This is a genomic window from Desulfovibrio desulfopostgatei, assembly GCF_053570645.1.
Genome location: NZ_JBRBQS010000002.1, coordinates 3,237,733 through 3,249,318, shown reverse-complemented (window position 1 = coordinate 3,249,318; position 11,586 = coordinate 3,237,733). Strand labels below are relative to the sequence as shown.

The 11,586-nt window shown below is 61.1% G+C and carries 15 protein-coding genes; 1 reads left to right on the top strand and 14 read right to left on the bottom strand.

What is annotated here, in order from left to right; genetic code table 11:
- Nucleotides 1–2: 2 nt before the first annotated feature.
- Nucleotides 3–377, top strand: a complete 375-nt coding sequence (locus ACUZ9Q_RS14135) for a winged helix-turn-helix transcriptional regulator (protein WP_215647497.1) — start codon at nt 3–5, stop codon at nt 375–377.
- Nucleotides 378–416: 39 nt separating this feature from the next.
- Here the strand turns inward: ACUZ9Q_RS14135 and ACUZ9Q_RS14130 are convergent, their stop codons facing one another.
- The 14 genes from ACUZ9Q_RS14130 to allE all read right to left on the bottom strand — a co-directional run bounded on the left by ACUZ9Q_RS14130 (nt 417) and on the right by allE (nt 11,527).
- Entirely contained in the window at nt 417–614 is a 198-nt protein-coding gene (locus tag ACUZ9Q_RS14130) for a tautomerase family protein (protein WP_227118795.1), read from the bottom strand.
- Nucleotides 615–919: 305 nt separating this feature from the next.
- Nucleotides 920–1,612, bottom strand: coding sequence for a precorrin-8X methylmutase (locus ACUZ9Q_RS14125; protein ID WP_215647496.1), 693 nt, complete (start codon nt 1,610–1,612; stop codon nt 920–922).
- Between the two features lie 7 nt (nt 1,613–1,619).
- On the bottom strand, nt 1,620–3,272 hold the full coding sequence (locus ACUZ9Q_RS14120; RefSeq protein ID WP_449248074.1) for a cobyrinate a,c-diamide synthase: 1,653 nt from the start codon (nt 3,270–3,272) through the stop codon (nt 1,620–1,622).
- Nucleotides 3,273–3,321: 49 nt separating this feature from the next.
- On the bottom strand, nt 3,322–3,558 hold the full coding sequence (locus tag ACUZ9Q_RS14115) for a hypothetical protein (protein ID WP_022659006.1): 237 nt from the start codon (nt 3,556–3,558) through the stop codon (nt 3,322–3,324).
- A gap of 10 nt (nt 3,559–3,568) precedes the next feature.
- Nucleotides 3,569–4,639 (bottom strand): endolytic transglycosylase MltG, encoded by a 1,071-nt coding sequence (gene mltG, locus ACUZ9Q_RS14110; RefSeq protein WP_192113114.1) that lies wholly within the window; start codon nt 4,637–4,639, stop codon nt 3,569–3,571.
- Nucleotides 4,636–5,073 (bottom strand): Holliday junction resolvase RuvX, encoded by a 438-nt coding sequence (gene ruvX / locus ACUZ9Q_RS14105; RefSeq protein WP_022659004.1) that lies wholly within the window; start codon nt 5,071–5,073, stop codon nt 4,636–4,638. The genes mltG and ruvX overlap by 4 nt, the downstream gene beginning before the upstream one ends.
- 80 nt (nt 5,074–5,153) lie before the next feature.
- A complete protein-coding gene (locus tag ACUZ9Q_RS14100; RefSeq protein ID WP_022659003.1) occupies nt 5,154–5,828 on the bottom strand; it encodes a site-2 protease family protein in 675 nt (224 codons plus the stop codon).
- Between the two features lie 43 nt (nt 5,829–5,871).
- Nucleotides 5,872–6,180 carry a hypothetical protein gene (locus ACUZ9Q_RS14095; RefSeq protein ID WP_449248073.1) on the bottom strand — a complete coding sequence of 103 codons (309 nt, stop codon included), beginning with the start codon at nt 6,178–6,180 and terminating at the stop codon, nt 5,872–5,874.
- Nucleotides 6,181–6,189: 9 nt separating this feature from the next.
- Entirely contained in the window at nt 6,190–6,630 is a 441-nt protein-coding gene (locus tag ACUZ9Q_RS14090; protein WP_192113112.1) for a C-GCAxxG-C-C family protein, read from the bottom strand.
- 9 nt (nt 6,631–6,639) lie between these two features.
- Nucleotides 6,640–7,620, bottom strand: coding sequence for a hypothetical protein (locus tag ACUZ9Q_RS14085; RefSeq protein WP_192113111.1), 981 nt, complete (start codon nt 7,618–7,620; stop codon nt 6,640–6,642).
- Between the two features lie 103 nt (nt 7,621–7,723).
- The gene (rnhA, locus tag ACUZ9Q_RS14080; protein ID WP_192113110.1) at nt 7,724–8,194 is read right to left on the bottom strand and encodes a ribonuclease HI; all 471 of its coding nucleotides are present in this window, start codon (nt 8,192–8,194) and stop codon (nt 7,724–7,726) included.
- A 212-nt stretch (nt 8,195–8,406) separates the two neighbouring features.
- Nucleotides 8,407–9,642 (bottom strand): M20 family metallo-hydrolase, encoded by a 1,236-nt coding sequence (locus ACUZ9Q_RS14075; protein WP_449248072.1) that lies wholly within the window; start codon nt 9,640–9,642, stop codon nt 8,407–8,409.
- A gap of 93 nt (nt 9,643–9,735) precedes the next feature.
- Nucleotides 9,736–10,728: a ketol-acid reductoisomerase gene (gene ilvC / locus ACUZ9Q_RS14070; protein ID WP_233483461.1), complete on the bottom strand. Its 993-nt coding sequence runs from the start codon at nt 10,726–10,728 to the stop codon at nt 9,736–9,738.
- A 28-nt stretch (nt 10,729–10,756) separates the two neighbouring features.
- A complete protein-coding gene (gene allE / locus ACUZ9Q_RS14065) occupies nt 10,757–11,527 on the bottom strand; it encodes a (S)-ureidoglycine aminohydrolase (RefSeq protein WP_308585582.1) in 771 nt (256 codons plus the stop codon).
- Nucleotides 11,528–11,586: the final 59 nt, after the last annotated feature.

Here is an 11,586-nt window from a genome sequence, read left to right as displayed (position 1 = left end):
GAATGAGCATACCCACACCAGGTAAACCTGTTCGCGGTTCCCGCAGCGGCGTGCCGCTCATGGCGCTGTTTGACCTGCTGGGCAAGCGGTGGGCCATGGGCGTTATCTGGCAACTGCGCAAGGGCCCGGCCACATTCCGCGCCTTGCAGGAGGCCTGCGAATCCATATCCCCGGCGGTGCTCAACAGCCGTTTGAAAGAACTTCGCGAGGCAAAGCTCGTGTGCACCACCAATGACGGCTATGCCCTGACAGACATGGGCGTGGAGTTGAGCCTCCTTCTGGAGCCATTTGGAGCCTGGGCCATCACCTGGGCTATGGAAGTGGCCCCGGAGGAGGCCGAACGCTGGAGCGAACTGCTCAGCAAAAGGCTCGCGTAGCCGCCTCCCCCAGGGATTCCTGCATAATCGGGCCGCAGACTACTGCTGCGCGGCCTTGATGGCCTTGAGCGTCCGGCCTCCCAGACCGATGGCATCGGTTGCGTATTCCTCAACAAATACCACGAACTTTTCTTGCGGAACGGACGTAGCCGCCACTGCGGCTGCGGTCAGGCCTTCAATCAGGTTCTTCTTCACTTCTTCCGTTGTGCTGTGCATGGCTATGGTGATGACGGGCATGGTTTGCTCCTTGTCGTTTGATCTTGCGGCTTACGCTCCGAGGGTTTGCGAAACTGCAAGCAAGGGTGAGTGTTCTTGCGCGCGCTATGAAATGAATAGCGCGCTATGAAAAAAATAGCAAGAATTGTCCAAGTTCAAACCTGCAAAGATGGCAGCGCGTGCCCGTGTGACTGTCCCCGCCAAGGTTTAGCCGCCAAAAGCTGATGGGCATTCCCTGAACTTGTTCATGTTCAGGGAATGCCCATTTTCAATAACCAGCCAGGATTCAGACTATTGCTGAAAAGAGCCGCTACCCGGTGCTTTATCTAAAGAGCCGCAACCCGAGTGAGGCCGCGCTGCGCAAGAGCAATGTCCGCCAGCGCGTTGATGCAGGCCGCCGCAACGGCGGAGCCGCCCTTGCGGCCCAGCAGGGTAAAGTGGGGCCAGGGGCTTTGCCGCAGAAGTTCCTTTGACTGCGCCGCATTCACAAAACCCACAGGCATACCCACTATGAGGGCAGGCGGCTGCGCGCCTTGCGCAAGCACGTCCAGAAGCCCCAGCAGGGCAGTGGGTGCATTGCCGATGACCACAATGTTGCCGCCCATGTTCTGCGCAATACTCTCCAGCCCGGCGCGGGAGCGTGTGGTGCCCCGGCTGGCGGCAAGCTCCGCAAGACCGGGCAGCGCCATGAGGGGCGTCACCGTTACCCCCAGCGGATCAAGGCGGCGCATGGGCAGGCCAGCGGCGGCCATGCGGGTATCGGTATACACGGTGCAGCCCGCGAGCAGGGCGTTCACGCCAGCTTCAAGGCCTTGGGCGCTCAGCCGCAGGTCGTCCACGATATCCGTATCGCCAAGGGTGTGGACACAGCGGCGGGCCACCTGCCAGAGCGGGCCGCTAAAGGCTCGCGGTTCGGGAATTTCCGCATCTATGATGGCGAAAGAGCGGTTTTCAATCTCGGCGGGCGTGCAGGCCGGGTCAAGGTCAACGCTGGTTTTGTCTGTGGAGTTGTGAACCATAAAATCCTCAAGGGCGTGTGTCTGAAAGGTGGGCGGCGCAAGTGCGCAGCCATGCGCGCCAGAAGCGGCGGGAGCCTTCGGGATAGCAGTGCAGCCATGATCCGGCGACAGATCCGAGGCGGCAGCCTTCATCCCGTAAAAAACGGCCCTGGCTGTCGTAGAGCTTCCACAGGGGACGGCATGGAGAGGGTAAGGGTATTTCTTCTTCCTGCGCGTAGTGAAATTCGTGCCCGCGTACCCACAGGGGCCGGGTTGCAGACTGGTTGAGCGCGGGCCAGTCTGGCGCGGCCTGCGCGGCCCGGTAGCCCAGAGCCGCCTTGCTTGCGCCAAGCGCGCAGTTGCGTGGCAGGAGGCCGCTCATGGCATGGCTTTGCCCTGCAACCTGCACGGATTGCATAAGGTAAATATAGCCCCCGCACTCACCGTACATGGGCATGCCGCGTGCAGCCAGCCCGTGCAGGGCGGCGTGCATGGCCGTGTTGGCCGCGAGCCGGGGGGCATGCAGTTCCGGGTAGCCACCGGGAAAGTACAGGCCAGAACATTCGGCTGGCGGCGCGGCGTCCCGCAGTGGAGAAAAGGCGACAATGCGCGCGCCAAGCTCGTGCAGCACGGCAGGCAGATCCGCATAACAAAAGCTGAAAGCCTCGTCCCATGCCAGGCCCACAACAGGCCTGCGCTTGCGTTGGGGGCGAGGTGGGTGCTGTGTTTGTGCGTCTGAAAGGGGGAAAAATCTGTCTGTCGGCGGCTCATGTGCCTCGGATAATCGCGCTTGCCGGGCAACTTCCGGCACAGATGCGCCGGACTTGTCTGCATCGACTGCCAGCCGTGGCGTCTGCACGCCTGCCAACTTGAGCATGCGGTTCAGGTCGCAGTGCTGCTCAACCCACTGGGTCAGGGCTTGCCTGTCCACCGCAGGCAGGGCCTCGCGCGCTTCCACTAGCCCCAGATGGCGGGAGGGAAATTCCGGCGCGCCCTGACGGGGCAGCAGGCCCAAGAGGGGCACGCCAGCGCTCTTGGTCACGGGTGCCAATGACTGGCGCAGCAGGTCGGCGTGGCGGGCACTGCCAACATGAGTGCACACCATGCCAAGAAAACGGACAGGCAGGCCTCCTGCCCATGCGGGGCGGTGATGCAAAAATCCCTCTGCCAGCGCGGCAATGGACTGCCCCATACCACCTGCGCTGAGCACCAGCAGCACGGGCAGACCCAGCAGGGAGGCCAGATGCGCAGTGCTGCCCGCTCCACGGTGCCCTCCGTCATAGAGTCCCATGGCTCCTTCCACCACCAGCAGGTCTGGCTTGGCGGAAGGATTTGTCTCGGCCTTTGCGCCGCCCGCGTCCTCATGCTGGGAAAGGCCTGTGGACATGCGTTCAAAAACGCGTCCCAACCCTCTGGGGATGCGTCCTGCGGGTAGCGGGTGTTCGGCAGGGGACGGCGCGGTTTCCCGGCACATCCATGTGTCCAGATTAGCTGCGGGCTGGCCTGTCAGCGCCGCATGAAAGGCCGCATCAATATAATCCGGCCCGGTCTTGGCAGCGCGTGCCATGAGCCCGCGAGCGTGAAGGGCGCAGAGCAGGGACAGGGTAAAGGTCGTTTTGCCCGCATTACTGCCCGTGCCGCCTATGACAAGGCCGGGTATGCTCGGCTGCGGCTTGGGCATGCTTGCGCTCCGTAGGGTGTCGGCAGGGATTGCCTTGCGCCAGGCGCTGTCAGCGTTGCCGCAGGGCCTCGGCAATGATGGCTGCGTCTGCCTCTGGCCGGGCTTTGAGTTGCAGCTCGGGGTTGCCGCCGGAGCAGGCAAAACCTTCTGGCCCCAGTTCCACAAAACCGGCGGAAACAACGCGGCTGTAGGGCAACTGTTCGCGCATGTCGCTGTGGTCTACGCGGCGCGGAAAGATGAAAGGCACTTCCTGACCAGAAAAGTCTTCAACGATGAGGTACTTCACAGGGGCCTCCTCAGCGCGCGTCGGGCGCGGCGGGCTTGGCATTGCGGCGGTTTTGCAGATACTGCCGCACGGCCTTGTTGTGGTCATTGAGGTTGGTGGAAAAAACATGCTCGCCACCATCAAATTTCGCCACAAAGTACAGATAGTTGTGCGCCTCGGGGCGGACGGCTGCGGCAAGGGCCGCTGCGCCGAACGAGCAGATGGGGCCTGGCGTCAGGCCGGGGCGCTGATAGGTGTTGTAAAGGTTGTTGGGATCGTCCAGATCGCGGCGGCGCAGGTTGCCGTCAAAGTTGGGGCCAAGGCCGTAAATCACTGTGGGGTCGGCCTGGAGCAGCATGCCCTTGTTAATGCGGTTCTGGTAGACCCCGGCAACGCGGGCGCGTTCTGCGTCTATGCCTGTTTCCTTTTCCACAATGGAAGCAAGGATAACCCAAGTTTTGAGCTGTTCGGTCTGGCTCGGCCCCGGTTTTTTGCCATCGGGCCACACGCTGGCGGTCTTGCGCCAGAAGTTGTCCACCATGCGCCCGGCAACGGCCTTGGCCTGCGCCAGATCGACAACGTCATTCTTTTTGAGCAGATACGTATCCGGCATCAAAAAACCCTCAGCCGTGGCAAAGGGGATGCCGTAATGACGCAGAAAGTCCGGGTCGGTCACGACCTTGCGAAAGTCGTCAAAAACCACAAGCCCGGCTTCTTCCAGCACCTTGCCCGTCTGCCACCATGTGAGGCCTTCCGGCACGGTGACGCGGTACAGCACGGGGTGCCCGTTGACCAGTTCGTCCAGCACCTTTTCCGGCAGCCAGCCTGTATTGAGAGCGAATCTGCCAGCCTGGAGGCGGTTCTCCCATTTTTTATAGCGGGCCAGCAGGTCAAGCTTGCGGGCGTCGGTCACAATCCCCTGCTTGGCCAGCCCTGCGCTTACCTGCGCCAGACGCGCCCCGGCGGGTACGTCAAAAAAAACATCGCGGCCAGGGGTTTCCGGTGCGGTGGTGAGGAAGGTGTGAGCCTCGTAAGCCACCCATCCTCCGCCTGCGAGGGCCAGCAAAAGCAGCAGGCCCAGCGCGCGCAACAGTGTTTTCATGCGGGTCTCCGGTCTTGGGGCGCAAGCGAAAGAAAGGAAGAAAGAATGCGCACAGCGGCCTGCTGGTCAAGCACTGCCTTGCGTTTGCGCATTTTCAGGCCGGCCTCGCGCAGGTCGGCCCAGGCTTCTTCGGAACTCAGCGCCTCAATCATAAAGAAAAAAGGCAGCGGCACCCGGCGCTTGAGGCGTTCGGTTACGTTGCGTATCTGGCGCGTGGTCATGGTTTCTTCCCCATCAAGGGTCAGGGGCAAACCTACCACCACCGCTTCTGCCCCGGCCTCGGCAATGCGCTCGGCAAGGGCGGCCAGAAAGGCCTTGCGGTCGGTGAAATCCTCAAGCCGCAAGGTAGCCAGCGGAAAGGCCAGCCGGCCCTCAGGGTCGGATGCGGCAAGGCCCGTGCGGGCCAGACCGTAATCAACGGCAACGAATTTCACTGCAAGCCTCGTTGTGCGCGGCGCGTTTGCCAGCGGGTGCGGCCATACCTAAGAAAATGCCTTCTCAAAGGCAAGGTTGCCTAAATGATGCCCAGCAGCGACAGCAGGCCAAGGGCGCTGCCGCTGACCAGCGGCCCAAGCACAAGCCCAAGCGCCCCGGTGAACAGCAACAACAAAAGAATGACAAATCCGTAACGCTCCACACTCAGGTAACGATATGCGGCGTTTGGAGGCAGAAAATAGGCTACAACCTTGCTGCCGTCCAGCGGAGGAATAGGCATCAGATTGAGCCAGCCCAGCCCGAAATTAATGATTACGCCGGTCTGGATGGTCTTGAGCGCAAAGACGTAACTTGTGCTGTCCATCCATTGTTGCGGCGGAAAAATATGCAGCACCGCCCACAGCAAAAGGCCAAAAAGCCCTGCCAGCAGGAAGTTTGTGAGCGGCCCGGCAAGAGCCACCAGCATCATGTCTTTTGCGGGATTGCGGAAGTAGCGGGGATTGAACGGAACAGGCTTGGCCCAACCAAAAACAAAGCTTCCGGAAAGGCTGGTGAGCACAAAGGCCAGCAGTCCCATGGGGTCAATGTGCGGCAGGGGGTTCAGGGTCAGCCGCCCCATGTATTTGGCGGTGGGGTCGCCGCAGCGGTAGGCCACCCATCCGTGGGCCACTTCATGCAGAATGATGCCCAGAAGAGCGGGTACAGCGGCTACTGCCAGGGTGCTCAGCACCTGGGAAAGGTCTAGGTTCAGCATATGTTGCGGGTACCATTTTCCTCTTGGCGCGGCAAGGTCGGGTCTAGCCCGAAGAGGCTACCTTGCGCACCAGCAGATCGTCGTTGGGCCAGATGTGGCGGTCAGGCGTAAGCAGCTGGCCGTTGCGGGCCACAAGGGCTGTTTCCTCGGCAAGGCCAAGTGCTGCAAGCAGCTGGCGCGAGGTCTTGGGCCGGGGCAGGGAAAGGTATTTTTCTTCCGGCTGCACCAGTACGGTTACGCGGGCTCCCGTGTGTTCCGGCTTGACTACCTGAACATGAGCGGCGTGCGCGGCGTGCGCGGCTGCGGCCTCGGTTGCCTGGGCATCGGTAGCCGGGGTGGCGGTGTCAGTCATGCAATACTCCTAGAGGTATTCTTCGAGCAGCGCGCAGGTGTGGCAAACCAGCGGCGCACAGGTTTTGATGAAAAGATTGTTCTGTTTGACAGCGGCCATGCCCTCGGGCGTGGTAATGTCATGGCCCAGAACTCCCCGGCATTGCAAGCTGCCGTGAGCCTTGGCAAAAGCCCCGGTAAAGGCATCGCGCCGGGCGTAAAAGGCGTCCTTTTGCGGGCGCGAACAAGGGCCGCTTGGGCCATGCAGCATGCCCAGCACCATGAGCGAGCCGGAAACACAGCCGCACACTTCAGCCTTGCCCATGCCGGAGCCGAAGGCCGAGGCAATGCGCAGGGCTGTTTCTTCCGTCAGGCCAAGCCTGTCGGCAAAGTGAGCCAGCACCTGCTGGGCGCAGATAATACCCATGTTGAAGTCTTCTTGCACTTCTTCAAGTTCAGGAAGGGTGCTCATGTTTTGTCCTTATGTGCAGAAGTAGTAAACGAGGGTCACAACAGTCATACTGGCGGCCCGCAGCCCCTGATTGGCGAGGATAAGCCGCAGGGCCAGCGCCGGGCGGAAAAAGCCCGCATAGGATGGCAACTGGTGGCGTATGGCCCGCATGGGTGTGGAAAGGATATTGCCCACCATGAGGGCCAGCACCACATCCCGCGGCGAAAGCCCGCCAGTTTGCAGCACACTGCCCGCAGCGCCGAGAGCCGCGCCAAGCTCCGCCGCAAGATGCAGCACAATTATGCCCATGGCCTGCGGCTTCAAAAATGAGAGCCAGCCCATGTGATCGGCGAGCCATGCCTCTGCCAGCGCAAAATAGCCATAGCGCTGCATGCAGAACATAAGCACGTAAATGGGTGCCGTGAAGTACACCAGTTTGGGAAGACGCCGCAAAAAGCGCCGCCAGGCCTTGTTCAGGGCATCGCGCCAGGAGGTGCCCGCCTGCTTGATGTTCTGGCAGGCAATACAGCCCGGCGGAGGCGGCGGCAGCAGCCAGCGTGAAAGCACAACGGTAAAGCCCGTGCGCCCAGCGGCGGCAATAAATGTAAGCCCCACGTATACAAGAGCAGGAGTGCCCAGTACCGGCCATGTGAGCAGAAAAATGGTGGGCGTGTGCACAAGATAGGCTGGCAGGCTGTTGAACAGGTTTGCCAGCATAAGTTCGTTGCTCGAAAGCTCGCCCAGATTGTGGCTATCTGAAAGCAGGCCGTTGGCGGCGGCGGGGGACACAAAGGCCAGCGAAAAACTCGCGCCCGCAACTTCGCGCAGATGGGCGGCCTGGGCCAGAGGCGCGGCAAGCCGGGCAAGATGGCGCGTCCAGCGCAGGGCCTCCAGCAGGTTTGCCACAAGCAACCCCACCGCCAGCCCCAGCAGCAGACGCAGCAAAGGCCAGCCAAGGGAATGCCAGAGGCTTGCGAGTGTGAGTGCGGTATCAGGGGAAGTTGCTGTCATGCTGGTGGGGTTGGCACTGCCGGAAGCTGAAATGCGGAGCAGTCAAGTAGTTGTGCGCCCCTGCGGGTACGCCCGCAAGGGCAAAAACGAGGATTTGCCGTGGCTAGGGATTATAGCCCGTGTCTGGGGGCAGATCCCTGCGGCCAGCTTCCGCACGGGCCAGAACGTCGCAACGTTCGTTTTCAGGGTGCCCGGCATGGCCTTTCAGCCAGCGCATGCGCACCTTGTGGGTGGAAAGCAGGGGAAGCAGGCGCTTCCATAGATCCACATTGAGGGCGGGTTTTTTGTCGCTCTTGATCCAGCCCTTTTTCTGCCAGCCCCAGACCCAACGCTTTTCAATGCTGTCGCACACGTATTTTGAGTCGGAGTAGAGCTCGACTTCGCAGGGGCTTTGCAACTGGCTGAGGGCTTCCACAACCGCCAGGATTTCCATGCGGTTGTTGGTGGTCAGCTTGTAGCCTCCGGCAAATTCCTTGCGGTAGTCCTGATCATCAAGTTTGAGTACGGCGGCCCAGCCGCCGGGGCCGGGATTGCCCAGACATGAGCCGTCAGTATGAATGGTCACTTTCTGCATTGTAGTCCTTTACGCGGGTTCCTGCCGAAGCTGTTCGGCGAGCGGCAAGCATACACGGCAAAGCCTTGCTGGGCAATGCGCCTCTTGGGCAGGGGGAGGTCGTTTCCATCCTGGCAGAAATATCCCTGGATGACTTGCGGCAGAAATGAAGATGTGAGGGCACAGGGGAGGCGCGGCCCCTCCCCCATATAATTTTTTGGTTTAAAATTGCTCTAGCCGGGTTCGTTACCCGCGAGCATCAGGCAGTGCAGTAGCACGTCCGCGCCTGCCGCGCAGTCTTCCCACGAGGTGTTTTCCACCTCGGCATGGCTGCGCCCGCCCATGCTTGGCACAAATATCATGGCACCCGGCGCAACCTGGGCAATATAGATCATGTCGTGCGATGCTCCGGAGACCATGTCCAGGCAGGGCAGGCCAAGACTGGACGATGCCTCTCGCACCATCCCGCGCAGGCGTTGGTCAAAGGGCACGCGCGAAACCTGCCAGATGCGTTTGGGCCTTACCTCACACCCCGCCAGTTGCGCGGCTTCGGCCAGCGCGGCCTCAATGCGTTGGCACACGTCATCCGTGGCGGCTTCGTCCCAGCCGCGCACATCGATGGTGAACTGCACATCCCCGGCAATGACGTTGCGCGAGTTGGGCGAAGCGTGCACTTCGCCCACAGTGGCCACCACCTGACCGGAGTCGCGGGCAATCTCAAAAATGCGCGCTGCCATGAGCGAAAAGGCGTATATGGCATCGTGCCTGCTGGTCATGGGGGTTGGCCCGGCATGGTTGGGCACGCCCTGCACGCGCACATTATACCAGCGCAGGCACACAATGCCTTGTGGTATGCCGATGGGGATGCTTTTTTCTTCCAGCACAGGCCCTTGCTCTATGTGCAGCTCAAAGGCCGCATGCACTGGGCGGGGAAAATAACTGGAATCCCCCTGGAAGCCGATGCGTGCAAGCTCCCCGCCAAGGGTAAGGCCTTGCTGGTCTTTGAGGGCGTACATATCTTGTTGCGCCAGCTTGCCAGCCCATACTCCGGAGCCGGAGCAGCCGGGGGTGAAGCGGGAACCTTCCTCGTTGGTCCAGTCGGCCACCACCAGATCGCGCAGCAGGGTCACGCCCGCATCGCGCAGGGCGCTCACAACCTCCACGCCAGCCACAACGCCCAGCATGCCGTCAAAGCGCCCGCCAAGCGGCTGGGAATCGCCGTGAGAGCCTGTCATCACCGGGGGCAGGGTTCTGTCCTTGCCCGGCAGCACGGCAAAGATATTGCCCATGCCGTCCACATGGATTTCACAGTCCAGCTCCTTCAGCCATGCATTGAGTTGCTGCCGGGCGTCTTTGTCTGCATCGGACAGGGCAAGCCGGGTGACGCCGCCGCCCGCTGTTGCCCCGAATGCAGATATTGCTTCCATGCGGTTTTGCAGCCGCGCTTTGTCTACACGCACAGATTTCATGCCTTCTCCCTTGGTTCTGGCTCTATTCATTCGGCGGGGGCACGGGCTGACAGCCCGTGCCCGCAGGCACATCCCGCCAGCGGCGGAAAAAGCCTATGACATGCCGAATTTGTCGCGGAACAGCTTGCCTGTGCGCTCCATGTCCGAATCGGCCCAGGTGCGGCGCATGCGGTTGAGGGTGGGCATGCCCAGATTGAATTCATTCAGCCAGTTACGGGCAAAGATGCCTTTTTCCGTTTCTTCAAAAATCTGCTGGATGGCGTCTTCGTTGATGACGCGCGGGCCGGATGTGCGCACGGCAAATTCACAGGTGCGGCTGGCCCGCCGCGTGAGGTATTCTTCCACGCCCACCTCATCGATATCGTCAATGATGGAGCGGATGGAGCGCACGGCCTTGGCATAGGCGAAGGAAGCCGGATAGCCGTTATCAGTCATGACCTTGTAGATGGAGCGCATGAGCTGGATGGCCCCGCCGTAGAGCACCTGTTCTTCAAAATTGTCGCCCTCGGTTTCGTGCTGGAACGAGAGCTTGATGGTGCCCACGCGGGTGCTGCCCACGCCTTTGGCAATGGCAAGAGCAGTGGCGGCGGCATGGCCGCTGACGTCCTGATCAACGGCCACCGCGCCGTAGATGCCCGAACCTTCCTTGAACTTGCGGCGCACCACCGGGCCGGGGCCGTTGGGCACAAACAGGATGACATCCACGTCCTTGGGCGGTTTGATGGTGCCGTAGAGGATGGCAAAACCGTGCGCAAAGCTGAGGGTCTGGCCGGGGCGCAGGTGGGCGTGGATGGAAGAATAGTACACGGCGGGCTGGGCCGGGTCTTGCAGCAGAATATGAACGATATCCGCTTGTTTGACGGCTTCCTCTATGTCGTACACGGCAAAGCCGTCGGCCTCGGCGTCCTTCCAGCTATTGTGCACGGTTCTGTCGCCAACGCCCACAATCACGTTGATGCCGCTGTCGCGCAGGCTTTTGCCCTGTGCCTTGCCCTGGCTGCCGTAACCGATGATGGCAATGGTCTTGCCGTGCAGCACGGAAATATCAACGTCTTCGTCCCTGTAAATTTCACCAAACTGTGACATGGTATATCCTTGTTGAAAAAGCGGGAGGCTAGAGGGCCACGTCGCGGTTGCAGTCTTTGGAGTAGATGTAGGTGAGCCGTCCCCTGCCAGTGGCGTACACTGCCTGCGGGGTATAGGGGCCAAAGAAAATGAAGTCTTCCTTCTGCACCTGAATCCACTCGGACCCGAGCAGATAGATGCCCTCGCCTTCCAGCATATAGGCCCCGTGCTCCTGCACATGGGTTTCCACAAATGGATGGCAGCCCGCGGGGTCAAAGCTGAGGGTGTGCATGTTCATGTCAAAGCCCAGGTGGGTGGGCAGCAGATCGCGGATAAACACGTTGGCCATGTCTTCGTAGATACGCTCTTCCATTGTTGCGGTATTGCCGAATACTGCTTCGGCCTCGTGGCCGGGCAGGGCGATGTAGCGCTGCTTGTAGAGCAGGAAGCGCACCGGGGCATTGGTGGTGTTGGTAAACTCAAGGCCTTTGCCCGCGGGTGCAAACACGTAGCCGCCGGGGGCCAGAGCGTGCTTTTGCCCGCAGGTGGCTGCGGTCAGCGCGCCAGAGCCGTCCATGACATATAAAAAGGCCTCCACGCCCGGCTCCTGCGCAAAGGGGGCGACCGTGCCCCCGCCGGGCAGGGCTGTGCCCACATACTGCACAAAACTCGCACCCAGTTTTGGGGAGGCAATGATGGACATGTTGCAGCCCTCAATGCCGGGTATGACGTTGCGCACCCGACCTTCCGGCGGAATGACCGCATATTCGCCGGGCCGGATGACCGCCCGTGTTTTCAGCAAACCCTCTGGATAAGCCATGTTTCCTCCTCGAGCAGATTTAGTTTTGTTTGCCCAGACCGGGCACAGCGCGCCGGTCT